The sequence below is a fragment of the Thermobacillus xylanilyticus genome (genome assembly GCF_907165215.1).
In the GTDB taxonomy this organism is placed as follows: Bacteria; Bacillota; Bacilli; order Paenibacillales; family Paenibacillaceae; genus Thermobacillus; species Thermobacillus xylanilyticus.
Genome location: NZ_CAJRAY010000091.1, coordinates 49,598 through 72,374 on the forward strand (window position 1 = coordinate 49,598; position 22,777 = coordinate 72,374).

General features: G+C 61.2%; 25 protein-coding genes and 1 riboswitch. Of the genes, 18 read left to right on the plus strand and 7 right to left on the minus strand.

All coding sequences use genetic code 11. The features are described from left to right. Nucleotides 1-749: acyl-CoA dehydrogenase family protein (locus KJQ12_RS17290; RefSeq protein ID WP_213486422.1), on the plus strand; the 749-nt coding region annotated here is incomplete at its 5' end. Nucleotides 750-813: 64 nt separating this feature from the next. Here the strand turns inward: KJQ12_RS17290 and KJQ12_RS17295 are convergent. The 5 genes from KJQ12_RS17295 to KJQ12_RS17310 form a co-directional block, all read right to left on the minus strand. Beyond that, nucleotides 814-1,569: a GGDEF domain-containing protein gene (locus KJQ12_RS17295; RefSeq protein WP_244860668.1), complete on the minus strand. Its 756-nt coding sequence runs from the start codon at nucleotides 1,567-1,569 to the stop codon at nucleotides 814-816. A gap of 47 nt (nucleotides 1,570-1,616) precedes the next feature. Next, on the minus strand, nucleotides 1,617-2,351 hold the full coding sequence (locus KJQ12_RS19710) for a histidine kinase N-terminal 7TM domain-containing protein (RefSeq protein WP_244860669.1): 735 nt from the start codon (nucleotides 2,349-2,351) through the stop codon (nucleotides 1,617-1,619). A 108-nt stretch (nucleotides 2,352-2,459) separates the two neighbouring features. Then, nucleotides 2,460-2,747: a GNAT family N-acetyltransferase gene (locus tag KJQ12_RS17300; RefSeq protein ID WP_213486424.1), complete on the minus strand. Its 288-nt coding sequence runs from the start codon at nucleotides 2,745-2,747 to the stop codon at nucleotides 2,460-2,462. A 63-nt stretch (nucleotides 2,748-2,810) separates the two neighbouring features. Then, on the minus strand, nucleotides 2,811-3,308 hold the full coding sequence (locus KJQ12_RS17305) for a nitroreductase (RefSeq protein ID WP_213486425.1): 498 nt from the start codon (nucleotides 3,306-3,308) through the stop codon (nucleotides 2,811-2,813). 35 nt (nucleotides 3,309-3,343) lie between these two features. Continuing rightward, nucleotides 3,344-3,925, minus strand: a complete 582-nt coding sequence (locus KJQ12_RS17310) for a histidine phosphatase family protein (protein WP_213486427.1) — start codon at nucleotides 3,923-3,925, stop codon at nucleotides 3,344-3,346. Here KJQ12_RS17310 and KJQ12_RS17315 point away from each other — a divergent pair. Genes KJQ12_RS17315 through KJQ12_RS17320 form a run of 3 tightly spaced genes read left to right on the plus strand, consistent with a single transcriptional unit; the run spans nucleotide 3,896 to nucleotide 6,358 of the window. Next, nucleotides 3,896-4,675, plus strand: coding sequence for a UPF0158 family protein (locus KJQ12_RS17315; RefSeq protein ID WP_244860670.1), 780 nt, complete (start codon nucleotides 3,896-3,898; stop codon nucleotides 4,673-4,675). The two genes, KJQ12_RS17310 and KJQ12_RS17315, sit on opposite strands and share 30 nt — an antisense overlap. Before the next feature lie 18 nt (nucleotides 4,676-4,693). Next, nucleotides 4,694-5,017, plus strand: coding sequence for an SWIM zinc finger family protein (locus KJQ12_RS19715; RefSeq protein WP_244860671.1), 324 nt, complete (start codon nucleotides 4,694-4,696; stop codon nucleotides 5,015-5,017). A 15-nt stretch (nucleotides 5,018-5,032) separates the two neighbouring features. Further along, nucleotides 5,033-6,358 (plus strand): hypothetical protein, encoded by a 1,326-nt coding sequence (locus KJQ12_RS17320; protein WP_244860672.1) that lies wholly within the window; start codon nucleotides 5,033-5,035, stop codon nucleotides 6,356-6,358. A gap of 76 nt (nucleotides 6,359-6,434) precedes the next feature. On the opposite strand, the gene metE is transcribed toward KJQ12_RS17320, so the two are convergent. After that, nucleotides 6,435-8,711 carry a 5-methyltetrahydropteroyltriglutamate--homocysteine S-methyltransferase gene (metE, locus tag KJQ12_RS17325; protein ID WP_213486429.1) on the minus strand — a complete coding sequence of 759 codons (2,277 nt, stop codon included), beginning with the start codon at nucleotides 8,709-8,711 and terminating at the stop codon, nucleotides 6,435-6,437. 231 nt (nucleotides 8,712-8,942) lie between these two features. Then, nucleotides 8,943-9,123: riboswitch (cobalamin riboswitch) on the plus strand. Nucleotides 9,124-9,273: 150 nt separating this feature from the next. On the opposite strand from metE, the gene KJQ12_RS17330 reads away from it, so the two are divergent. The 5 genes from KJQ12_RS17330 to KJQ12_RS17350 are packed head-to-tail and all read left to right on the plus strand — an operon-like array spanning nucleotide 9,274 to nucleotide 13,856. Further along, a complete protein-coding gene (locus tag KJQ12_RS17330) occupies nucleotides 9,274-9,498 on the plus strand; it encodes a glutaredoxin family protein (RefSeq protein ID WP_213486430.1) in 225 nt (74 codons plus the stop codon). Continuing rightward, complete coding sequence (gene nrdI, locus KJQ12_RS17335; protein WP_213486431.1) at nucleotides 9,495-9,890, plus strand: class Ib ribonucleoside-diphosphate reductase assembly flavoprotein NrdI; 396 nt, start codon at nucleotides 9,495-9,497, stop codon at nucleotides 9,888-9,890. The genes KJQ12_RS17330 and nrdI overlap by 4 nt, the downstream gene beginning before the upstream one ends. Beyond that, nucleotides 9,868-11,958, plus strand: a complete 2,091-nt coding sequence (nrdE, locus tag KJQ12_RS17340; RefSeq protein WP_213486480.1) for a class 1b ribonucleoside-diphosphate reductase subunit alpha — start codon at nucleotides 9,868-9,870, stop codon at nucleotides 11,956-11,958. The genes nrdI and nrdE overlap by 23 nt, the downstream gene beginning before the upstream one ends. Next, complete coding sequence (nrdF, locus tag KJQ12_RS17345; protein WP_213486432.1) at nucleotides 11,946-12,911, plus strand: class 1b ribonucleoside-diphosphate reductase subunit beta; 966 nt, start codon at nucleotides 11,946-11,948, stop codon at nucleotides 12,909-12,911. Before nrdE ends, nrdF begins: the two co-directional genes overlap by 13 nt. A gap of 21 nt (nucleotides 12,912-12,932) precedes the next feature. Further along, nucleotides 12,933-13,856, plus strand: a complete 924-nt coding sequence (locus tag KJQ12_RS17350) for a LysR family transcriptional regulator (protein ID WP_213486433.1) — start codon at nucleotides 12,933-12,935, stop codon at nucleotides 13,854-13,856. A gap of 81 nt (nucleotides 13,857-13,937) precedes the next feature. Here the strand turns inward: KJQ12_RS17350 and sigK are convergent, their stop codons facing one another. Beyond that, a complete protein-coding gene (sigK, locus tag KJQ12_RS17355; RefSeq protein ID WP_213486436.1) occupies nucleotides 13,938-14,639 on the minus strand; it encodes an RNA polymerase sporulation sigma factor SigK in 702 nt (233 codons plus the stop codon). A 286-nt stretch (nucleotides 14,640-14,925) separates the two neighbouring features. Here sigK and KJQ12_RS17360 point away from each other — a divergent pair, with 286 nt between their 5' ends. The 9 genes from KJQ12_RS17360 to KJQ12_RS17400 all read left to right on the plus strand — a co-directional run bounded on the left by KJQ12_RS17360 (nucleotide 14,926) and on the right by KJQ12_RS17400 (nucleotide 22,764). Continuing rightward, the gene (locus KJQ12_RS17360) at nucleotides 14,926-16,257 is read left to right on the plus strand and encodes an LLM class flavin-dependent oxidoreductase (RefSeq protein ID WP_213486439.1); all 1,332 of its coding nucleotides are present in this window, start codon (nucleotides 14,926-14,928) and stop codon (nucleotides 16,255-16,257) included. Between the two features lie 36 nt (nucleotides 16,258-16,293). Further along, nucleotides 16,294-16,851, plus strand: coding sequence for an NADPH-dependent FMN reductase (gene ssuE / locus KJQ12_RS17365; protein ID WP_213486441.1), 558 nt, complete (start codon nucleotides 16,294-16,296; stop codon nucleotides 16,849-16,851). Between the two features lie 236 nt (nucleotides 16,852-17,087). Next, nucleotides 17,088-17,972, plus strand: a complete 885-nt coding sequence (locus KJQ12_RS17370; protein ID WP_213486443.1) for a LysR family transcriptional regulator — start codon at nucleotides 17,088-17,090, stop codon at nucleotides 17,970-17,972. Nucleotides 17,973-18,104: 132 nt separating this feature from the next. Next, nucleotides 18,105-18,647 (plus strand): GNAT family N-acetyltransferase, encoded by a 543-nt coding sequence (locus tag KJQ12_RS17375; RefSeq protein ID WP_213486446.1) that lies wholly within the window; start codon nucleotides 18,105-18,107, stop codon nucleotides 18,645-18,647. 8 nt (nucleotides 18,648-18,655) lie between these two features. Continuing rightward, nucleotides 18,656-19,453 (plus strand): transporter substrate-binding domain-containing protein, encoded by a 798-nt coding sequence (locus tag KJQ12_RS17380; protein ID WP_213486482.1) that lies wholly within the window; start codon nucleotides 18,656-18,658, stop codon nucleotides 19,451-19,453. Nucleotides 19,454-19,492: 39 nt separating this feature from the next. Further along, nucleotides 19,493-20,266 carry an amino acid ABC transporter permease gene (locus KJQ12_RS17385; RefSeq protein ID WP_213486447.1) on the plus strand — a complete coding sequence of 258 codons (774 nt, stop codon included), beginning with the start codon at nucleotides 19,493-19,495 and terminating at the stop codon, nucleotides 20,264-20,266. Beyond that, a complete protein-coding gene (locus KJQ12_RS17390) occupies nucleotides 20,263-20,973 on the plus strand; it encodes an amino acid ABC transporter permease (RefSeq protein WP_213486450.1) in 711 nt (236 codons plus the stop codon). The genes KJQ12_RS17385 and KJQ12_RS17390 overlap by 4 nt, the downstream gene beginning before the upstream one ends. Then, nucleotides 20,970-21,716 (plus strand): amino acid ABC transporter ATP-binding protein, encoded by a 747-nt coding sequence (locus tag KJQ12_RS17395; protein WP_213486452.1) that lies wholly within the window; start codon nucleotides 20,970-20,972, stop codon nucleotides 21,714-21,716. Before KJQ12_RS17390 ends, KJQ12_RS17395 begins: the two co-directional genes overlap by 4 nt. Nucleotides 21,717-21,735: 19 nt before the next feature. Continuing rightward, complete coding sequence (locus tag KJQ12_RS17400; RefSeq protein ID WP_213486454.1) at nucleotides 21,736-22,764, plus strand: LLM class flavin-dependent oxidoreductase; 1,029 nt, start codon at nucleotides 21,736-21,738, stop codon at nucleotides 22,762-22,764. Nucleotides 22,765-22,777 lie beyond the last annotated feature (13 nt).

A 22,777-nucleotide genomic window follows, 5' to 3' on the forward strand; every position in this document is an offset into this window, starting at 1 on the left:
TCGGCGGCACCGGACTGTCGAATCCGATGAAGTTTTACGCCGGTCTGGACAAATTGTATTTGCGCGCGGAACGGTCGGGCGGCGGCTACGTCGTCCATGGCACGCTGCCGCTCGTCTCCAACCTCGGGGACGACCATTGGTTCGGCATCGTGGCGGACGCGGGAGACAGGCGGATCGCGGCGTTCGTGCCGTGCGCCGCGCCGGGGCTCAAGCGGACGGAGCAGATCGGGTTCATCGGCCTGAACGGCAGCGCGACCTATTCCTGCCGGTTCGACGGCGTCGCCGTCCGTCCGGAATGGCTGCTCACCGAGGACGCGGACGAATGGGTGCGCCGGATTCGTACGACCTTCGTCCTGTATCAGGTTCCGCTCGCGCTCGGGCTGATCGAAGCCAGCGCGGAAGCCGTCCGGGGGATGTGCGGCAAGCAAGGCGGGTGCAACGCGTATCAGCGCGTGCAGTTCGCCGATCTGGAGCAGGATCTGGCCTCGCTGCAGGAGCGGCTTGACCGGCTGGTCGACGGTCCGGCCGATGCCGGCGATGCCGGAAGCAACCGTTGGCCGGACGTCGTCAGGCTCCGGCTGGACGCCGTCTACGCCGCGCTCCGCGCCGCGCAGACCGCGATGCTGCACGTCGGCAGCCCCGGCTACAAGGCGGGCAGCGATGCTTCCAGACGGCTGCGGGAGGCGTATTTCCTGGCCAATCTGACGCCGACGGTGCGCCAGCTTGAGAAAATGATCGCAATGGCATGAACAAGAAACAACGGACCGTCCGGAACGCGGCAGCCGCCGCTCCGATCGGTCCGTTGTTGTTTCGTCAAGCCTTCGGCACCGCCAGCGTCGTGCGGTTTCTGCCGTTCTGCTTCGACGCGTAGAGGCAGTCGTCGGCCGCGGCGTACAGCGATTCCACGGTCATGCCGGAGCCTTGAAGCTCCGCGACGCCGATGCTGACGGAGTAGGCGATGCCGTCTCCGGATTCGGCGAGGCGCATCGGCTCCCGGCTGACGCGCTGCCGGATCGCTTCGGCCAGCCTGAAGGCGGTATGGCCGTCCATGCCGGGGAGGAACACGGCGAATTCTTCGCCGCCGATCCTTCCGGCCGTGCCCGCAGATCCGGCCGCCTCCCGCAGCATGTCGGCGAAATGGCGCAGCAGACGGTCGCCCGCCGTATGGCCGTACCGGTCGTTGATGCTTTTGAAATGATCGAGGTCGATCACCATGAGGCTGATCGGCATGCCGGAAGACCGGCAGGTTTCGCGGGCCTCGTGCAGCTTCTCGAAGAAATGCAGCCGGTTGCCGAGGCCGGTCAGGCCGTCCGTCGTCGCCCGCCGGATCAGCTCCCGCTCGGCGAGCTTGCGCTCGGTAATGTCCGCGAAGATGAACAGCGAGCCGGTCCGCTCTTCGCGCACCCGGATCGGGATGAACCGGACTTCGAACAGCTTCCCGGCGATCTCCGTTTCGATGCGGCTCTGCTCGCCGGCTTCGCATAACGCCCGCAAATCCGGGTGGCTGGCGAACAGATCCGCCAGCGATGCGCCGGACAGCTTGTCCTTCGGCGCCAGATTGCCGATCATGCGGGCGGCGGGATTCGCGTCGATGATCCGGCCCTTCTCGTCCGCGATCAGGATCCTTCGGACATGTGCTCCAGCACTTTCTCCTGGGCGAGCGGACGCACCTGCAGAAATTCGTGGATGTGCAGGACGTAGAAAAAGATGACGGCCGCCGGCAGCAGCGAAGTCGACACGTTGACATGCCCGCCGGCGAGTTTCGCCAGTTCCGGAAGCAGATAGGGGCAGAGGCCGGCGAAGATGAGCAGGATGAGCTGCCGTTTCCGGCCGCCGACAACCTTGCGGTAATGGTTGGCCAGCAGCGCCAATCCCCAGAAGGCGAGCGTGTGGAAGAACAGGAAGAACAGCCAGCCGAGCGGCATCCGCGAAGCGCCGATCCGATCGAAATTGCCGTAGGGCTCGACCCATACCTCCCGGCGGATCAGGTGATGGTGCGAATCGGTGAACAGCAGAATCCAGAAGACGACGGCGACCGCGCTCAGGACAAGCAGGCTCCTGTTGCGGACTTTGCCGCTTGCGCGCATATAGAACATGATGATGCCGAGCGTCAGGACAGCGGAGCTGAAGAGCGGGATTTGCTGCAGATTGCGCCAGAACAGTTTCGCGTCCAGGCCTTCCGCAAGCAGTTCTTTGATGCTGAGCACGCCTTGCAGGGAGAGCATCGCCATCAGGATCGTGAGATAGACGATGCCGGCGGACTTGCGGATGAAGAGACAGTACAAGAACAGGACGAAATAGACGACCGAGCTGAGAAAGATGGTAAACAAGTAGCCGTCTTTCAAGATCATGAACCGGTTGCCCCCCGTCATGTTCATAGTGCGCCCGGACCGTATTCCTGCCGATACGCTTATCATAACGGATTCTCGTGAAATGTACTATATGATGAATGTCAAATTTTAATCACATGATGTCGCTTTTTCTGCGAACCGATGAGCAATAAGCCACGAGGCGCTCGCAACTCCCCGCCTCCGGTAATCCGGATGAGCGGCCAGATGCCAGACCATCCCGCTCAAGGTTTCCGGATCGGAGCAGACGGCTTCCTTATTCCGTTCAAGCTCGATGTCCGACAGGCCGATGATGATGACGTCCTCTTCCGCGACCAGTTCGACCGAAGAGGATGCGGCCCCCTTTCCGATCCTCGCGATGATAAAAGGATATTCCGGAGACGCGTCATACACCTTCAACTCTCGAGCCGGGCGACGCGTCGGTCACGTATGCTGCGACATCCCTCCGGATGCGGGGCGGGTCTACAAAAGCACGAAAACGGATGCGATCAAGAGACTCGCGATCGCCGCCAGCATCGTGCCCACGATATAACCCCTGAAATGGAAGCGGTAATTTTTGTACCCGGCCATGCCTTCCGTACCTTCGATGACGAGAAATCGGGGCGTGACGGTGCAGAACAACAGCCAGTCGATGAGGAACAAGTCGACCGCGTTGAAGCAGGACAGGATGCCGATCCCGTTGAGGAAGGCCGTCAAGAAATCCATGTCCCCGCCCCGCGACCGCTCGAGCAGTCCGGTGGAAACCGCCGGAACGCCGATGAGGAGCAATAGGAAGATCAGGCCGAAGATCCGGGTCGTCCTCCGTTCCGGAGCGGTCTGCGCGCCGGCCGCGCGCCTGATGTCGGCGGGGTACGACCGCAGCAGCAGCCTCGGCTCGACAGCCAGCGTTCCCACGATGACGGCCGTGAGCGAGACCGACAGGACAAGCCCGTTCACCGCGATGGACATTCCCAGGTTCAAGGCGCTTTCATCCCCTTCCCTCCACGCAAAATGTGTCATGCCTGCGCAGGGGTCCAGATTCGCTCGACCGACTCAAGACGCTCGCCTTCGAAGGTCAGCCTGTAGACGTCCGGCTGGGTCGAAGCCTCCCAGAACGCGTACCCGTAGCGGTTATCGAAGAAATTCAGGATGATCGTCATGATGTTGCCATGCGTCCCGACCACGATGGTCCGTCCCCGGTGTTCCGCAAGCAGTTTCAGGATGACCGGAATCGCCCGCCGCTGCGCCTTCCGCGTCGACTCGCCTCCCTCCAGGGCGAAGTCCTTGTCGTCGAACGACCGGCGGATCGCCTCCTTCACGACATCCCACGGCTCATGGCGGTCCGGGCCGGCGATCAGACGTTCGGCAAGCTCCTCGTACTCCGCGATCTCAAGACCCTTGTCCTTCGCGATCCGCTGTATGGTCTGCCGGGCTCTCGCGTACGGGCTGGAGACCATGACGTGCATCTCGATCTCCGCAAAAATTTCCGCCACCCGCGCCGCCGCTTTCCATCCTTCCGCCGACAGCCCGCGCGTCCGCTCCTGTCCGTGCACGTAAGGAGACTCCGCGTGCCGGACCATGTAGAGAGTGGTTTTCATTTCATCCGCCTCCTGAAGCTTACAAGACAGTATTTTTCGAGGATCCGCGCGATGGTTCCTGCATGGATTGCGTTCCGTGCTATACTTGTTTTGGTGACGGTGATGGGCAAGAGCAAACACAATAAGAAAAAGAAATTTGGCTCTGAATCGGGACTCTTTTATCCGGCGGAGCAAGATGAAATTTTCTACTTTATCGCAGGATATACGGAAGGCGGGTTTCCATATGGTATCACATGGGAAGAGTACTATCGGGATATGCGTGATCAATTGATTGAGAGGAGCGCTGAAACAGGAGGAACCATGAGAACATTGTATTTGACCAAGCAGCAGTTTCAGGAGATCGTGGACGCGTATGACATGAATTTTGAGGGATGGGAATCGTTTCTGAACCTCGAGACCGGTGAAGTGGTCGCTGTTAACGAGTATGAATTTGATGAAGAAGAAATCCGGGAATTGGTCGAGCAGATCGAAGAGAATCCGGATCTCTTCGAACCGATCCCGACGAAGGATTCGCGAACGGGATTTCGGGACATGGAAGATTTTGCGGAAACGCTGGAAGAAGGGGAACTGCGGGACGAACTGTTGGACATTTTGAGCGGCGGCAGAAGGATATTCCGCAGATTCAAGGATGCGCTGTATGCCGACAAGAACGTGCAAGAACGGTACTACCGGTTCGTGGATGAGCGTAATCGCATGCGCGTGAAGGAATGGCTGGACTCGCTGGATCTGAAGGTTGTCATCGAATCTTGAGATTGGGTGGGGGCCACCATGAATATTTCCGATTTGGCCAGGTTTGTCGATCCCGATATCGTGCGCAGAGGGATGGAATACGTTGCCGACGGGCGAGTCATATCCCTGAAGCCTGGCGACCACGGAAGATACGACGCGGTTGTCCGTGGCAGTGCAGATTACGAGGTATACGTCGAGTTGGACGATGATGGGAACATCCTGGATTCCGCATGCGACTGTCCTTATGATCTCGCGCCGGTCTGCAAACATCAGGCCGCCGTGTTCGCCATGCTCGCGGATCACGCGTACAAACGTGAACCCCCTCGCGAATCGTTGAAGGATCTGTTGGAGCAAGCGGACTAGGGACAGCTTGTCAACTTGCTGCTGATGTTGGCCGAGGATTTCGATTCCGTCGAGGACCGCATCCGGCTTCTTCTGGCGACCGGGGACGGGGAGCGGGAACCGGACGAATGCCGCCGGCTCATTCGCTCATACATTGACGCCCATTCGGACCGAAACGGTTTTGTGTCCCGGTGGGATGCGGGCGACGCGGTGGAGGGCGCGCATATGGTGATCGACAAGGCGCTTGCCGCCGTCGAAGACGGAGCCTGGCCGTACGGACTGGAAATGTTGCTTCTCGTCATCGAAGAGATGATCGAACTGCTGCAATCCGCCGATGATTCGGACGGCGATATCGGGGCGGTGATCAAGCGCAGTCTGGAATCGATCGGCGGCATCGTTCGGGAACGCCGCCGGATTCCGCCGGAGGAACGCGCGGGCATGTTCCGCCGGCTGCTGGAGGAAACCCGCAATCCCGTCTATGAAGGCTGGTCGGAATGGCAAATCGACCTGCTCGAAGCTGCGAACGAACTGATCGAATCGGACGAAATGACGCGGGAATGGGAGGACGCGGCGGAATCGCTGTTGGCTCGCAATTCCGATGGCGAATGGTTCAGGGAGTTCGCGGAAAGGCAGATCGCCATGATGCGGTACCGGCGATTGTTGGAACGGCACGGCGAAGAGCGGGCTCTCGAATTTGCGTATGAGCATTTGCAATTTCCGGATCTGCGCGAAATTGCGATACGCGCCGCGCTGGATCGGGGCAAGACCTCGGAAGCGATCCGGCTCTTGGAAGACGGGGAGGAACGGGATCAGAGGTGGCCAGGACATGTGTTCCGTTGGAAGAAGCTCCGGTATGAAGCTTATGTGCGCTCGGGACAGATCGAGTCGCAGCGGGAACTCGCAAAGGAGCTGATCGCGGGCGGGGAGGTTTCGTACTATCACTCCGTGAAGGCCACTTTTGCCGATGAGGGCGAATGGTCGGCGTACCTGCGGGATCTGTTGGACGCGCTAGAGCAGGGTTCGTGGCGGGCGCAAGAGGCGTACGAGCAAATCCTGCTGGAAGAGGGATTGTACGAACGGTTGCTCAAGCACGTCCGCAAGTCGCCTTCCCGCATCGAATCCTTCCACAGCGTGTTGATGCCGCATCATCCGGAAGAAGTAAAGGCGCTGTTCGAGTCCCGTATTAAAAGCCTGGCACAATACGCCGCGAACCGGAAGGAGTACGCCCATGTGTGCCGGGTCATCCGAATGCTGGCGAAGGCCGGCGGTCGGGAGGAGGCGCAGGCGATCACGCGGAAGCTGATGGAACAGTACGCGCGGAAACCGGCCTTCCGGGATGAGTTGGGGAAGATTTGGCGCTAGACAAGAATATGGGACAAAACAACTCCGCCTCCGGACAAGTCGAGCCGATTCCGGAAGCGGAGTTTTTATGTCCGCATCATCCCTCAAGCTCCGCCCGAACCTCGGCCGCGGCTTGCACCATATGGCGCAGGCTGGCCCACGTTTCGTCCTCGCCGCGCGTCTTCAGCCCGCAGTCCGGATTGATCCACAGGCGTGCGGGGCCGATGGCGCGGACCATCTTCCGGATGGCCGCTTTCAGCTCCTCCACATCCGGTATGCGGGGGGAGTGGATATCGTAGACGCCCGGTCCTGCCCCCGGACGAAAACCGCTCGCCCGCAGCGTCTCGACGAGTTCAAGATCGGATCTCGATGCTTCGAAGGAGATGACATCCGCGTCCATCGCTTCGATCTCCCGGATCATGTCTTCGAACCGGCTGTAGCACATATGGGTGTGAATCTGTGTCTCGGACCGCACACCGCTGTGCACGAGCCGGAAGGCCGGGATCGCCCAGCTCAGGTATTGCGCGTGCCAGTCGGACCGCCTGAGCGGCAGTTTCTCCCGGAGCGCCGCTTCGTCGATCTGGATGATATCGATGCCATGGGCTTCGAGATCCAGCACTTCGTCGCGGATGGCGAGTGCGATCTGGAAGGCGATCTCCTTCGGCGGGAGATCCTCCCGCGGGAACGACCAGTTCAGCATCGTCACGGGCCCGGTCAGCATCCCCTTGACCGGCCGGTCCGTCAGCCCGTCGGCAAAGACGGCGTGCTCGACGGTAATCGGCCGGGACCGGCGGACGTCGCCCCAGATGATCGGCGGCTTGACGCACCGCGTGCCGTAGGACTGCACCCAGCCGTTTGTCGTGAAGACGAAGCCGTCCAGACACTCGCCGAAATATTCGACCATGTCGCTTCGCTCGAACTCGCCGTGGACGAGCACGTCGAGGCCGATCTCCTCCTGGCGTCTGACGCAGTCCGCGATCTTGTCGAAAATAAACCGCCTGTACGCCTCCTCCGGCACTTCTCCCTTCCGGTACGCCGCGCGAATCGCCCGCACATCCGGCGTCTGCGGGAACGACCCGATCGTGGTCGTCGGAAGCGGCGGCAGCTTCAGATTGTTCCGCTGAATCGCTTCCCGTTCCGGCAAAGCGGGCAGACGGGTGAAGTCGCGCTCCGTCAGGGCGGCGACTCTCGCCCGGACCGCTTCGTCCGGCTTGCAGCGAGGACCCGCAAGCAGCGCCTCGTTGCGCTTGTACGCCTCTTCCTTCGTCGGATTCGGGCTGTCCAGGAGCCGCTTCAGTTCCGCCAGCTCCCGCAGCTTCTCCTCCGCGAAGGCAAAATGGCGCGTATAGTCCTGCGGCAACCGCGTCTCATGCTTGACCGAATACGGCACGTGCAGCAGCGAACAGGACGGGCCGATGACGACATCCCGCGCATAACGGCGGATTTCCCGCACCGTCCGCAGCGTGTCGGCATAACGGTTTCGCCAGATGTTCCGGCCGCTTACGACCCCTGCGAACAGCGTCTTGTTCTCCGGGAAACCGTGTTTCTGCAGGAGCACCAGGCTTTGCACGCCTTCCACGAAGTCAAGCCCGATGCCGTCGAAGGGCAGCGACAGCAGCACATCGTAACAGTCGCGGACATCGCCGAAGTATGTCTGGACGAGCACCTTCACGCTGTGTTTCCCGGACAGGATCGGCCGGTACAGCTCCGCAAGCAGCCGGATGTCCTCCGGCGTCAAATCCGTCACCAGCGACGGCTCGTCGAACTGAATCCACCGCGCGCCCATCTCTCCCAACCGGGCAAGCACATCCCGATAAGCGCGGACAATGTCATCGGCGATATGCTCCGCCCGCTTGCGCCCGGTAAACCGCGCCAGCTTGAGCAGGGTGAAGGCGCCGACAAGCGCCGGCCGGGTCTCGATGCCGAGCCGCCTTGCTTCCTCGTATTCATCGAAGATTTTGCTTCCGGCGATCCGGATTTCCGCGGAATCTTCGATTTCGGGCACGAGATAATGATAGTTGGTGTTGAACCATTTCCTCATCGCCAGCGCCTTCACGTCGCCCCGCGGCCCCTGATAGCCCCTCGCCATCGCGAAGTACGTCTCGAGCTCATCAAGCCCCAGCGCCCGATAGCGCTCCGGAACGAGATTGAACAGGACGGCCGTGTCGAGCACATGGTCGTAGAAGGAGAAGTCCCCCGACGGGATGAAGTTGATCCCGCAAGCCTGCTGCGCGCGCCAATGCGCGCTCCGGAGTTCCGCGGCGGTCCGGCGAAGCTCTCCGGCGCCGATCTCACCCCTGAAATACTTCTCGACGGCAAATTTCAGCTCCCTCGCCGCGCCGATTCTCGGATATCCGATGACGGAAGTCCGCATTCCCATCACTCCCCGTTTCAGCTTCGCTTCCGATTATGGAAGACCGGACGGGCTATCGGGTAATACCCGGTTTCTATCGCATCCGATAGTTTTTTTCTATGGGGCCCCGGGGCGGCCGGAAATGACCGGAACGCCGCAAAATCAATATATTGGAGGTATAATGAAGGTCAAACACAATATCTTGTGTCTTGTTAAAAGTTGTGTTAGGATGGACTCATCTTCCACAACCACATCAACAGGTTTCGGACAGGTACCGCGAAGGCGGTTTAATAGGGAAGCCGGCGGGAATCCGGCGCTGTCCCCGCAACTGTAACGCCGACGAACGTTCACATCCACTGTGCGCGCCCGCGCATGGGAAGGGAACGGGAGGATGAAGCGAAGCCAGGAGACCTGCCTGACCGAGACGTTGTTTCCTTTCTCCGGGGATTGAGAACAGGAACGGCCGGCGCATGCGGATGTTGGGCGAATCGGTTTCCGCTCACGCATCCATGCCATGCACTTGTCGTCAGCAGCATCCTCGGGGAGAGGGTGCTTTTTTTCATCGCCAAAGGAGGAACCCGCCATGAGACTGTACACGAGAACCGTCTGCCCGAAGTGCATCTGGATCAAATCCGAGGCGCAGCGCTCCGGCAAGGAAGTGGAGATCGTCAACATCGACCACGACGTAGCGGCCCGGGAGCGGCTGATCGGCGCCGGCATCATGACCGTGCCGGCGCTCGAAGAAGGCGGCGCGTTCTGGACGAACCCCGAGGAGATGCTGGAGCGGCTGGGAGGCGCGGACCGATGATCGCGTACGCGAGCCGGACGGGCAATGTCCGCTACATCGTCTCGCAGCTCGGGCTGCCGGGCATCGAGATCGGCGAGGAGACGGCGGTCGCGGAGCCGTTCCTGCTTATCACCTACACCGACGGGCTGGGGGAGGTGCCGCCGGTCGTGCAGCGGTTCATGGAGCGCAGCGGCGCCCATTGCCGGGGCGTGGCCGCGAGCGGCAACCGCAATTTCGGCCACGCCAATTTCGGCCGGGCCGGGGATCTGGTCGCGGCGCGGTGGAACGTCCCGCTCGTGCGCAAGCTGGAGCTGCGCGGATTCCGACAGGATTACGAAGCGATCCGGCAATTTTACATGGAACGGATCGGGGAGGGGAGCCGGCATGAGCATGAAATCGTACTTGCGCCTTAACAACGAGGTGCTGCACCACTACAACCGCACAGGGCGGCTCGATCTCGAGAAGGACCGGGAGGCGGCGAGGCGCTATTTTCTCGAGCATGTGAACGTCAAGATGCGTTACTTCATCGATGTGGACGAGAAGATCCGCTATCTCGTCGACGAGGGCTACTATGAGCGGGAATTTCTCGAGCAGTACGACAAGGCGTTCATCGAGCAGCTGTTCGAGCGGGCGTATGGCTATCATTTCCGCTTTCCATCGTTCATGAGCGCGAGCAAGTTCTACGACAGCTATGCGATGAAGAGCCGGGACGGCGCCGAGATTCTGGAGAAATACGAGGACCGCATCGTCATCATCGCCCTCTATCTCGCCCGCGGCGATCGCGAGCTGGCGGTGCGGGCGGTCGACGCGATGATGACCGCCTACCAGCCGGCGACGCCGACGGCGCTGAACAGCGGCAAACGGGCCCGCGGCGAGCTCGTCAGCTGTTTCAAGCTGTCGATGGACGACTCGATGAACAGCATCGCCGCCAATATCGGCTACTGCCTGGAGTTGTCCCGCCTGGGCGGGGGCGTGGGCGTCAATCTGACGGACATCCGGCCGCTCGGCGACCCGATCAAGGGCATCCTGAACCGTGCCAGCGGCGTCATGCCCGTCGCGAAGCTGCTCGAGAACGCCTTCTCCTATTCGAACCAGCTCGGCCAGCGGAACGGCTCGGGCGTCGTGTACCTGAACATTTTCCACGCCGACATCGAGAGCCTCATCTCCGCGAAGAAGCCGAACGCCGACGAGAAGATCCGCCTCGCGACGCTGTCCACCGGCGTCATCGTGCCGGACATTTTCTTCGAACTGATGAAGCGGGACAAGGACGTCGTCCTGTTCAGCCCGTACGACATTTACCGGGAGTATGGCAAGCGGATGTCGGAGATCAGCATGAGCGAGATGTACTACGAGCTGCTGGACAACCCGAACATCCGCAAGCTGAAGCGGGTCAATGCGCGGAAGCTGTACACGGAGATCAAGAAAGCCCAGTTCGAGTCCGGCTATCCGTTCGAGGTGTTCGACGACAACGTCAACGCCCGGCATCCGCTGCGCGGGCTGGGACGGGTGAAAATGTCCAACCTGTGCACGGAAATTCTGCAGGTGCAGCAGACCAGCGTCATCCACGACCACGGCACGGAAAATGAATACGGCATGGACGTGTCCTGCAACCTCGGCTCGCTCGACATCCACAAGGCGACGCAGACGGATTTCGAAAAGCTCGTGGATACGGCCATGCGGCTGCTCACCAATGTGTCGCTCATGACCGACATCCGGAACGTGCCGTCCGTCAGCAAGGCGAACCGGCTCATGCATTCCGTCGGGCTCGGCGTGATGAATCTGCACGGCCATCTGGTGTCGCAAGGGCTGGAATACGGTTCGGACGAGTCGATCCTGTTCGTGGATGCGTTCATGGAGGCGCTGAACTACTACTCGCTGCTCGCTTCCATGCGGCTGGCCCGGGAGAAGGGGGAGACGTTCCACGGGTTTGAGCTGAGCGACTACGCGGACGGTTCCTATTTTGACCCGTATGTGGACAAGGAAGAGCGGGAACTGCCCGAGCCGGTGCGGCGCGCGCTGGGGACCGTGCCCGTCATCACGAGACAGATGTGGCAGGAACTGAAGGAGCAGGTGATGGCGCACGGGCTGTTTAACGCCTACCGGCTGGCGGTGGCGCCGACGGGCAGCATTTCGTACATCCGGAACTGCACCGCGTCCCTTGCCCCGATCACGGAGCGGGTGGAAATCCGCGACTACGCGGACAGCCGCACGATCTATCCGATGCCGTTCCTGAATGACGGGAACAAGCATCTGTACAAGGAAGCCTGGGAGATCGATCCGTTCCGCATGGTGGACCTGTACGCGGCGGCGCAGAAGCATGTCGACCAGGGCCTCTCGATGACGGTGTACGTGACCGACCAATGGACGACGGAGCGGCTCGCCCGGCTGTACATTTACGCGTGGATGAAGGGGATCAAGACGGTTTACTACGTGCGGCAGCGGCTGCAGACGATTGAGGAGTGTGTGGCATGCTCGGTCTGAATCGGTATGAAGCGGTGAACTGGAACCGGCAGGGCCGGGACCTCGTCCAGACGTTCTGGGATCAACAATGGCGGCAGATCTGGTTCCCCGAGGAGATTGCCGTGAGCAAGGACGTGAAGCAGTGGAGCCAGTTCGAGCATCAGGAGACGTACAAGCAGGTGCTCGGCGGGCTTACGCTGCTCGATACGATCCAGACGAACATCGGGATGAACGAGATCGCCCGCCATGCGCCGGATCTGCAGGAGAAGGCGCTCTATACGGTGTTCGCCGCGTTCGAGGCGATCCACGCGAAGTCGTACTCGTACATCTTCACCACGCTCTGCACGAACAGCGAGATCGAGGCGATCTTCGACTGGGTGAAGCGGAACGAGTATCTGCAATACAAGGCCGATCGGATCAGCGGCGTCTATCGGTCGATTGCGGACGGAGACCCCGTCACCTTGTGGAAAGCGATGTTCGCCTCGGTCATGCTGGAGTCGTTCCTGTTCTATTCCGGCTTCTTCTATCCGCTCTATTTGGGCGGGCAGGGGGTGCTGCGGAACAGCGCGGAGGTCATTTCGCTCATTCTGCGGGACGAGTCGATCCACGGGGTCGCCGTCGGCTACTTCGCGCAACAGCTGTTCAAGGCGTTCCCCGACAAGGTGAAGGAAGAACTGACGGTGTGGGGCTATGAATTTCTGCTCGACCTGTACCACAACGAGATCGCCTATACCAACGACGTGTACGCGGAGACCGGGCTCGGCCCGGAAGTGAAAGCTTATGTGCGCTACAACGCCAACAAGGCGCTCATGAACCTCGGGATGGATGTGATGTTCCCCGACGAGGAAGTGAATCCGATCGTCATGAATGGCATCCGGAACGAAGGCTCGACCTACGACTTCTTCTCGCAGAAGGGGTCGACGTACGCGGTGGCGAAAGTCGCGCCCATCACGGACGAGACGTTCGTGTTCTGACGATCCCAAGGGGGCGTTCGCATGACGCTGCAGCAGCTCAAATACATTCTCGCCATCGTGCATTGCGGCTCGATCAGCGAGGCGGCCAAGCAGCTGTATATTTCGCAGCCGAGCCTGTCGAGTGCGGTGAAGGAGATCGAAGAAGAGTTCGGCATCGAGATTTTCGTGCGCTCGCCGAAGGGGATCGCCCTGACGAGCGAAGGGATCGAGTTTCTGGCCTATGCCCGGCAGGTGGTGGAACAGGCGGAGCTGATGGAGCAGCGGTACCTGAACAAGCGGCCGTCCCGGAAGCTGTGCTCGATCTCCACCCAGCATTACGCCTTCGCCGTCCAGGCGTTCGTGGCGCTCATGAAGACGCTGGGCGAGACCGAGTACGAATGCACGCTGCGCGAGACGCGGACGCACGAAATCATCGAAGATGTGCGGAATCTGCGCAGCGAGATCGGCATTCTGTACCTGAGCGAGTTCAACCGGAAAGTGATCACCAAGCTGCTGCGGGATCATGACCTGAAGTTCCATCCGCTGTTCACCGCGAAGCCCCATGTGTTCATCAGCGTCCACCATCCGCTGGCGCAGCGGGAGATGCTGGAGATGGACGAACTGGACGAGTATCCGTGTCTCGTGTTCGAGCAGGGGGAGTACAACTCGTTCTATTTCGCGGAGGAAATTCTGAGCACGCGAAGCTACCGGAAGAAAATATTGGTGAGCGACAGGGCGACGCTGTTCAATCTGCTGATCGGCCTGAACGGGTACACGATCAGTTCCGGCGTGCTGAACCAGGACGTGTACGGCGGGTTGATCAAGCCCGTGCGGCTCAAGACGGACGAAGACATGCTCATCGGCTATATCACGAACCAGAAGACGTCCCTGAGCCGTCTCGGGCAGCTCTATGTGGAGAAGCTGAAAGAGGTGGTCGCCCGCGCCGGGCATGAGTTGTTGAGTTGAGAACGGAAGACGCTGGCACGTTGCGGCCGAGGCGAAACAGATGCGAACGGCCGGAGTCCCTGGGGGAGGCTCCGGCCGGCGTTATTTCTTCTGCTTGTAAAACTCGTGGTACAGCTTCATGAGCGCACGCTTCTCGATCCGGGACACGTAGGAGCGGCTGATGCCGAGCTCCTTCGCGATCTCCCGCTGCGTCCGCTCCTCGCCTCCGGCTTCCAGACCGAACCGGCCGACGACGACTTCGCGCTCGCGCTCGTCGAGGATGTCCAGATTTTTGTAGATCTTCGACTTCTCGATCTTTAGCTGCACCTTGTCGACCACTTCGTCCGTGTCCGAGCCGAGAATATCTATTAATGTGATTTCGTTGCCCTCCTTGTCCGTCCCGATCGGATCGTGCAGCGAAACGTCCTTGCGTGTCTTCTTGAGCGAGCGGAGATGCATCAGGATCTCGTTCTCGATGCAGCGCGCGGCGAAGGTGGCGAGCTTCGTCCCCTTGCCGGGCTGGAAGCTTTCGATTGCCTTGATCAGCCCGATCGTGCCGATCGAGATCAGGTCTTCGAGGTCTTCGCCGGTGTTGTCGAATTTTTTGACGATGTGGGCCACCAGGCGCAGATTGTGTTCGATCAGCAAGTTTCGGGAATGTTGATTCCCTTCTGCCATCAGCTGGAGATGCTTCGCTTCTTCTTCCTCCTGCAGCGGCTGCGGGAAGGCGTTGTTCTTGACGTAGGAAACCAGCAGCGAGAGCTGTTTGATGAACAAAGCGATGGCAGCGAACAATCCAGGCATGAATAAGGCCACCCCCAAGATGATTTACCGGAACGGCCCGCACGCCTCCGGCGGCGGAAGACTGTTTTACAGTCTATGTGGGCAGCGGCCTATATGTGCTTGTATGACGAAATTTGCCAAGCAGTGTCAAGCCCCGTGCAGCAGTCAGCCATGATCGGCGGCAATCGAAATCCTCTATTGAACGATTTAATTTTCAATTAAAACCCGAGTAAACCGCTATGATAAAATACATTTAACCAACGAGACGACAACATCAAGCCAGATACGACCGATGGAGGGATGACGAATGGGCGGAAAGCGACAGCTGAAGCTCGGGGCGCTGCTGCACGGGGTGGGCGGCGGTACATCGACCTGGCGCCATCCGGATGCGATTACGGACGCCAGTGTCAATTTCGGGCTGTACAAGCAATGGGTGCGCAAAGCCGAGGAAGGGAAGCTCGACTTCATCTTTATCGCGGACGGTCTCTACATCAATGAAAAATCGATTCCCCACTTTCTCAACCGATTCGAGCCGATCACCATCCTGAGCGCCCTGGCGGCGGTCAGCACGCATATCGGACTTGTCGGGACGCTGTCGACGTCGTACAGCGAGCCGTTCACGGTGGCGAGGCAGTTCGGTTCGTTGGACAACATCAGCGGCGGCCGGGCGGGATGGAACGTCGTCACGTCGCCGCTGGAAGGATCGGCGCTCAACTACGGCAGGAAACAGCATCCGGATCATGCGACGCGGTACCGGATTGCGGCGGAGTTTCTCGAAGTGACGCGCGGGCTGTGGGATTCGTGGGAAGACGATGCCTTCGTCCGCAACAAGGAGACGGGGCAGTTTTTCGATCCCGACAAAATGCACGCGTTGAATCATGAAGGCGAGTTTTTCTCGGTCAAGGGGCCGCTCAATATCCAGCGTTCGAAGCAGGGGCATCCGGTCATCTTCCAGGCGGGATCTTCGGAAGCCGGGAGAAATTTCGCTTCCCGGGCGGCGGACGCGGTCTTTACGGGGCAGGAGACGATCGAGGAAGCGCGGGAGTTCTATCAGGACATCAAGCGGCGGGCGGCAGGCTTCGGGCGCAATCCGGACGAATTGCTGATCTTCCCCGGCATCGGGTCGATCATCGGCTCCACGGAGGAAGAGGCGGAGCGGAAGTACCGCGAAGTCGCCGAGCTCGTCACGGTGGAAGAGGCGCTCAATTATCTCGGCCGCTTCTTCGATCATCACGACTTCTCGCAGTATCCGCTGGATGAGCCGTTCCCGGACATCGGCGATCTGGGGAAAAACAGCTTCCAGGCGAACACGGACCGGATCAAGCGCATCGCCAGGGAGCAGAACCTGACGCTCCGCGAAGTCGCGCTGCGGACGGCCACGCCGCGCGGCAATTTCATCGGCACGCCGGAAACCGTCGCCGACCGGATTCAGGAGTGGTTCGAGACCGGCGCGGCGGACGGGTTCATCATCCATGCCGCGACGCCGCGGGGTCTCGAGGAATTCGTCGACCACGTTGTGCCGATTCTGCAGGCGCGCGGCCTGTTCCGGACGGAGTACGAGAGCGACACGCTGCGCGGCAACCTCGGACTGCCCGTACCGGAGAATCGCTATACCCGCGCGAGAGCGCTCAAGGTTTGATCCCGACCATGATGGATACAGAAGGAGTGGACACGCATGGCAAAAACGGTTCTCATCCTCTCCGGCAGTCCGAATCCGCAATCGCGACTCGCCGGCATCATTTCCCATCTGGAGACGACGCTTGCCGCGCGCGGCGTCGACGTCGACCATCTCGCCGCCGCGTCTCTGCCGGCGGAAGATTTGATCTTCGGCCGTTTCGACAGCCCGGCTGTTCAGGAGGCGAACGCGCGCGTGGCGCGGGCCGATGCCGTGATCGTCGCCAGCCCGGTGTACAAGGCATCCTATACCGGCCTGCTCAAGACGTTCCTGGATCTCCTGCCGCAGAAAGGGTTGGAAGGCAAGACGGTGCTGCCGATCATGATCGGCGGCACGATCGCCCATCTGCTGGCGATTGAGTTCGCGCTGAAGCCGGTTCTGTCCGCGCTCGGCGCGCGGCGGTTCGCCGGCGAAGTCTATGCGCTGGATACGCAGGTGGAGCGGAAGGAAACGCCGGGAGGCGTCATTTACGAATTGCAGGACGAATTGCGGGAGCGCCTCGACGCGGCGGCGGCGAGGCTTGCGGGGGAGACGGCGGACGCCGCCGTCCGCGTGTAGCCGCTTGCCGCAAGCATCGCGAAAACCCGGTGCCGGATCGGCGCCGGGTTTATGCATTTGCAATTCAAAATTCTCTATCGACGAATAGAAAAATTCAATCGATGCCCCGCCCCTGTGACGCAAGGAACAAATTGACAGACCTGACGATCTTGCCTTACGATAACAAACAAACATTTCCAATTTAACATATAGGAAAAGATTGAATTCAGGTCGACACAGGAGGGAGGCGTCTGATCATGAACCTGGAAAACATCGAAGCGTTCGTCTATGTCAACCATTTCGGCAGCTTCAACAAGGCGGCGGAGGTGCTCTATCTGTCGCAGCCGTCGGTGACGGCGCGCATTCAGACGCTGGAGCGGGAGCTGGACTGCAAGCTGTTCGACCGGCTCGGGAAACAAGTCGTCCTTACGGAGCAGGGGAAGCAGTTTCTGCCTTATGCGCAGAAGATTCTGCAGACGTTCCAGAAGGGCAAATTGCAGCTTCAGCAAAGAACCGCCGTCCCCAACGAACTGCGCATCGGCAGCACGGCTTCGGTCTCGAATTACGTGATCCCCGAGCTGCTTCCCGTAATCAAGGCCAGATTCCCCGAGCTGACGTTCAAGCTGACGACGGCGCCGACGGAGGATCTGACGGCCAAGCTGCTCAACCGGGAGATCGACATTGCATTCGTCCGCAAATCGGCGCATCCGGCTTTCCAGTCGTTTCTGTTCCACGAAGATCCGATCAAACTGTACGTCTACGCCGATCATCCGTTCGCGCGCTCGGGACGGGCGTCGCTCCGGGACATCATCGGCCAGCCGCTCGTCTTCTTCGAGTGCGGAGCGTTGGACTGGCTCCGGCTGCATCGCGTGTTCGAGGGGCTCGATCAGCCGCCCGACATCGTGTATCATGCCGACAACGCGGAGACGGCGAAGAAGCTGGTGTTGCGCAAGGCCGGCATCTGCTTCCTGCCCGGACTCACCGTCCGCCAGGAGGTTGCCGATGGGCGGCTCAAGCCGGTCGAGATCGAGGAGACCGCCGGCATCGCCCTGCAGACGAACCTGATCGCATTGAGCGGCGAACATGAGGAGATCATCCGGCTGCTACGCTCGGTGGATCTGAAGGAAGCGCTGGCGTCCTAAATTTTTGCAATCGACGAATAGACAAAGTCTATTAGCGGCATGGCCGGTGCCGTGTTACAGTTGTCTCAAACCAAATTCTCATTAAAACGATAGGAAAAAGATAGTATGACGCTGCGGAGAGGAGGAAGCCGATTGAGCGAGACGATTCGGCTGGCGCGGACGGAAGACGCGGAGCGCGTTCGGGAAGTGATCCATGAAGCGTACGCCCTGATCCGCGAACTGAACCTGCATTGGCCGGCGGCGCATGCGGACGTGGCGCTCGTGCGGGACAATATCGCGGAGAACGACTGCTACGTGCTGGAAATCGACGGACGGATCGCGGCGACGATTACGCTGTCCCGCAAGGAAGAAGTCCGGCATTGGACCGACCTTCCGTTCCTGAAATGGTTTGCGGTTCACCCCGATTACCAGGGCAAAGGCATCGGCGGGAGGCTGCTTGCTTATGTGGAGCGGGAGGTTGTCCTGGGGCGGCTCGGAGCGCCGGCGGTCACCCTGGCGACGGCCGAGAAACACCCGTGGCTCTTGCCGATGTACGAGCGGCGCGGCTACGAGCGGTTCATCGCGTTCGATCCGGGCAACGGGGACGGGACCATGCACCTGCTCCGCAAAATTCTCAACCCCGCCAAATTCGGCGAAGTCCATTCGGTGAGCGGCGACAGGAGGGAATCCCGTTGAGAAACACCATGAAAGCCGTCATCTTACTGATCCTTGCCGCGCTTTCGGCGGCCGGCTGCGGCGGCGCAAGCGCGGGAGAGAGCAAGGAAGGCGTGAAGAAAATCATCGTCGGCACCGGCACGCAGTTTCCGAAAGTCGCGTTCATCGACGAGAACGGCAAGCTGACCGGTTTCGACGTGGAGCTCGTCCGCGAACTGGACGCACGGCTCCCGCAGTACGAGTTCGAGTTCCGGACGATGGATTTCAGCAACATCCTGCTCAGCCTGGAGACGGGCAAAATCGACTTTGGCGCGCACGAGTTCGAGAAAAATCCGGAGCGCGAGGAGAAATATCTGTTCAACAAAGTGCCCTACGCGTATTGGCGGAACTTCATCGTTGTCGCCAAGGACAACACCGATCCGATCGAATCGCTGGACGACATGCACGGCAAGAAGTTTCTGGCGACGGCCACCAGCGCGCAGGCGCAAATTCTGGAGAACTACAACAAGGAACATCCCGGCGCGCTGGAGATCGTCTACAACAACGGCGGGGCGAACGATCTCGTGACCCAGATCACGACGGGGCGCGTGGATGCGGCGATCGGCGCGGACTTCTCCCTGCCGCTCATCGACCCGCAGGGCAAGCTCAAGACGGTCGGCAAGCCGCTTACGGAAGCCGAAATCCTGTTCATCTTCCGCAAGGACGATCCCGAGTCGCAGCAGCTCGCCGACGACATCGACGCCGCGCTGCTCGAGCTGAGGAAGGATGGCACGCTGGCGAAGCTGAGCCAGGAATGGCTCGGCCAGGATTTCACGTACGAAGACTAAAGCCCGGTTCGTCCGCGCTGCAGAAAGCGAGGCCAACGGATGGGACTGCCATTTGACATCAGCTACGTTTTCTCTTTCGTGCCGAAGCTGGCTTCGACGCTCCTGCTCACGCTCGGGATTGTCGCCGGGTCGCTGCTGTCGGGTCTATTGTTCGGGCTGATCGCGGCATTGCCCCGGCTGTACCGGATTCCCGTGCTGCAGCAGGCGTCGGTCGCCTACGCCTCTTTCTTCCGCGGCACGCCGATCCTGATCCAGCTGTTCCTGATCTACTACGGTCTGCCGGAGCTGCTGAAAATGGCCCACATCGACGTTACGCGCACGCCGGTCCTCGTGTTCGTGATCCTGACATACGGGCTGCATACGGGCGCCTTCGTGTCGGAGACGATCCGGGGCGCCGTCATGGCGGTGGACCGGGGGCAGGTGGAAGCCGCCTATGCGCTCGGCATGACCGGTCCGCAGGCGTTCCTGCGCATCGCGGCGCCGCAGGCGCTCGCCATCGCGGTGCCGGTGCTCGCCAATCAGACGCTCGCCTTGCTGAAGGATACGTCGCTCGCCTTCACGCTGGGCGTCATGGAGATGTCGGGCAAGGCGCAGTCGCTCGCCCGGATTACGCAGCATTTTCTCGAGGCTTACCTGGCCCTCGCCCTCCTCTATCTCGCGGTCGCGTTCATCCTCGAGAAGCTGCTGCTTGCGGCCGAGCGGCGGTTGCTGCGCCATGAACGGCCCGGGGAAGCTTCCGGCCGGTTCCGGCTGCGCCGGGGACTGACGCTGCGCAAGCTGGCGTCCGGGCTGCAGGGGGGCACGCCGTCATGAAGCTGGATCCTTCATTTATCGGTGAGGCGCTGCTGAAGCTGCTTGAAGCGTTGCCGACGACGCTCGCCATTACGGCCGTCTCGGTCGGATGCGGCTTCCTGGCGGGAACGGCCATCGCGCTCGTCCGCGTCTATCGCGTTCCGGTGCTCCACCGCCTTGCGGCCGCCTGGGTGACGGTGATCCGCGGCACGCCGATGCTCGTGCATTTGCTCGTCATCTACGCGGGGCTGACGCTCATCGTGGACACGTTGACCGGCCGTCTCGGCCTCGGCTGGAATTCGGCCCGCATTCCGATGATCGGATTCGCCTATCTGTCGTTCTCGGTCACCGCGTCGGCGTATTGCTCCGAGATTATCCGGTCCGGGCTCCTCGCGGTGGACAAAGGGCAGCGGGAGGCGGCGCAGTCGCTCGGGATGACGGCGATGCAGACGCTGCGGCGGATCATTTTTCCCCAGGCGCTGGCGGCCAGCGTGCCGAACCTGACCAACTTCGTCATCGGCATGCTGCACGGTTCGACCCTGGCGTTCGTCGTCTCCGTCGTCGACATCAACGCGAAGGCGGAAATCGTCGCGTCGACGAACTGGAAGTTCTTCGAGGCGTATCTGGCGGCCGCGATCCTCTTCTGGGCGATGACGATCCTGCTCGAACGGGCGGGCGGGGCCATCGAGCGCCGCATCAACCGGTATCACAAGGGGGGAGTGGCATGATCCGGCTGACCGGCATCCGCAAATCGTTCGGCAAAGACGACGTACTGCGGGGCATCAGCCTCGAGGTGAACAAGGGCGAAGTCGTCGCGATCATCGGGCCGAGCGGCTCGGGGAAGACGACGCTGCTTCGGTGCATCAATTTTCTGGAGCGGCCGGATGCGGGCGAGATTCGCATCTCCGATCTTTACGTGAACTGCAGCAAGGCTTCGAAAAAAGAGATCCACGCGCTCCGCCGCAAGACCGCCATGGTGTTCCAGCAGTACAATCTGTTCCGGCACAAAACGGCGCTCGAAAACGTGATGGAAGGGCTGGTCGTCGTCCGGAAGATGCCGAAGGATGCGGCGCGGGAGCGCGGGGTCCGGCTGCTGGAGAAGGTCGGGCTCGGCGACAAGCTGGACGCTTACCCGAGCCGGCTGTCCGGCGGCCAGCAGCAGCGCGTCGGGATCGCCCGGGCGCTGGCCATGGAGCCGGAAGTGATCCTGTTCGACGAGCCGACGTCCGCGCTCGACCCCGAGCTGGTGGGCGAAGTGCTGGCGGTCATCCGCCAGATTGCGGAAGAAGGGATCACGATGATCATCGTGACGCACGAGCTGGGCTTCGCCCAGGACGTGGCGAGCCGCGTCGTCTTCATGGCCGGCGGCGCCATCGTGGAGGAAGGCCCGCCCGCCGAACTGTTCGCAAGACCGAAGGAGGAGCGGACGAAACAGTTTTTGAGGCGGCTTGCTCCGGAATATTCGATTTGAGATGAGGGAGGCTGTCCGGATGACGATCAAGCTCAGCATTCTCGACCAGAGCCCGATCCATCCCGGCGAGACCGCCGACGAAGCGCTCGCGCACACCGTCGAGCTGGCCGGGCTGGCGGACCGGCACGGTTTCGTCCGGTTCTGGGTGTCGGAACATCACGACACGGAGCATCTCGCGGGTTCATCGCCGGAGACGCTCATTCCGTATCTGCTGGCCCGGACGGAACGGATCCGCGTCGGCTCGGGCGGCATCATGCTCCAGCATTACAACCCGTACAAGGTGGCCGAAAACTTTCATGTACTGGCGGCGCTCGCGCCGGGCCGCGTCGATCTCGGCGTCGGCCGCGGACCGGGCGGCCTGCCGCGCAGCACGCGGGCGCTGCAACGGTACCTGGCCGAGCAGCCGGATTACCGGGACAAGGTCCTCGAGCTTGCCGGCTATGTCGGCGGACGGCCGCTGCCGGAGGATCATCCGCTGGCGGGGCTGCGCGCCATCCCGGTGCCGGGCGTCCCGCCGGAGATCTGGCTGCTGGGCACGACCGTCCGGAGCGCGGAACTGGCCGCCGAGCTGGGACTGCCGTATGTGTTCTCGCTGTTCATCGGCGGGGACGAGGACGAAGCGGTGGAAGCCGTGCGCATTTACAAGCAGCGCTTCCGCCCCGCACCTTCCGGAAGCGGGCGGGCCGAGGCGATCATCGCCCTCGCGGCGATCGCGGCCGACACGGATGAAGAGGCGCGGTCGCTCGTGCCGACGCACCGGATCGTGAAGGTGAGACTGGCGAACGGGCAGACCGTGACCGTCGGCTCGGTCGAACAGGCGCAAGACTACGGCCGCCAGGCCGGCATTCCTTACACGATCGAGGAGAAAGAACCGGTCGTCTACGCCGGCTCGAAGGAGCACGTGCTGGCGAAACTGCTTGAAATGCGCGAGGCGACCGGCGTGGAAGAGTTCATGATCACGACGAACATCAAGCCGTTCGAGAAGCGGCTGCGCTCGTTCGTCCTGCTGCACGAAGCGCTGAAGGAGGCGGGGCAGGTTGCGACGTAACCGCAAGGCCGCG

What these genes read in the sequence shown, in the direction of transcription:
- KJQ12_RS19715 (WP_244860671.1), top strand. Translation starts at nt 4,694, where the DNA reads ATGAATATTTCCGATTTGGCCAGGTTTGTCGATCCCGATATCGTGCGC.
- KJQ12_RS17330 (WP_213486430.1), top strand. Translation starts at nt 9,274, where the DNA reads ATGAGACTGTACACGAGAACCGTCTGCCCGAAGTGCATCTGGATCAAA.
- KJQ12_RS17400 (WP_213486454.1), top strand. Translation starts at nt 21,736, where the DNA reads ATGACGATCAAGCTCAGCATTCTCGACCAGAGCCCGATCCATCCCGGC.
- KJQ12_RS17370 (WP_213486443.1), top strand. Translation starts at nt 17,088, where the DNA reads ATGAACCTGGAAAACATCGAAGCGTTCGTCTATGTCAACCATTTCGGC.
- KJQ12_RS17310 (WP_213486427.1), bottom strand. Translation starts at nt 3,925, where the DNA reads ATGAAAACCACTCTCTACATGGTCCGGCACGCGGAGTCTCCTTACGTG.
- nrdI (WP_213486431.1), top strand. Translation starts at nt 9,495, where the DNA reads ATGATCGCGTACGCGAGCCGGACGGGCAATGTCCGCTACATCGTCTCG.
- nrdF (WP_213486432.1), top strand. Translation starts at nt 11,946, where the DNA reads ATGCTCGGTCTGAATCGGTATGAAGCGGTGAACTGGAACCGGCAGGGC.
- KJQ12_RS17385 (WP_213486447.1), top strand. Translation starts at nt 19,493, where the DNA reads ATGGGACTGCCATTTGACATCAGCTACGTTTTCTCTTTCGTGCCGAAG.
- KJQ12_RS17350 (WP_213486433.1), top strand. Translation starts at nt 12,933, where the DNA reads ATGACGCTGCAGCAGCTCAAATACATTCTCGCCATCGTGCATTGCGGC.
- KJQ12_RS17390 (WP_213486450.1), top strand. Translation starts at nt 20,263, where the DNA reads ATGAAGCTGGATCCTTCATTTATCGGTGAGGCGCTGCTGAAGCTGCTT.
- KJQ12_RS17360 (WP_213486439.1), top strand. Translation starts at nt 14,926, where the DNA reads ATGGGCGGAAAGCGACAGCTGAAGCTCGGGGCGCTGCTGCACGGGGTG.
- metE (WP_213486429.1), bottom strand. Translation starts at nt 8,711, where the DNA reads ATGCGGACTTCCGTCATCGGATATCCGAGAATCGGCGCGGCGAGGGAG.
- nrdE (WP_213486480.1), top strand. Translation starts at nt 9,868, where the DNA reads ATGAAATCGTACTTGCGCCTTAACAACGAGGTGCTGCACCACTACAAC.
- ssuE (WP_213486441.1), top strand. Translation starts at nt 16,294, where the DNA reads ATGGCAAAAACGGTTCTCATCCTCTCCGGCAGTCCGAATCCGCAATCG.
- KJQ12_RS19710 (WP_244860669.1), bottom strand. Translation starts at nt 2,351, where the DNA reads ATGATCTTGAAAGACGGCTACTTGTTTACCATCTTTCTCAGCTCGGTC.
- sigK (WP_213486436.1), bottom strand. Translation starts at nt 14,639, where the DNA reads ATGCCTGGATTGTTCGCTGCCATCGCTTTGTTCATCAAACAGCTCTCG.
- KJQ12_RS17295 (WP_244860668.1), bottom strand. Translation starts at nt 1,569, where the DNA reads ATGATCGGCAATCTGGCGCCGAAGGACAAGCTGTCCGGCGCATCGCTG.
- KJQ12_RS17395 (WP_213486452.1), top strand. Translation starts at nt 20,970, where the DNA reads ATGATCCGGCTGACCGGCATCCGCAAATCGTTCGGCAAAGACGACGTA.
- KJQ12_RS17380 (WP_213486482.1), top strand. Translation starts at nt 18,656, where the DNA reads ATGAAAGCCGTCATCTTACTGATCCTTGCCGCGCTTTCGGCGGCCGGC.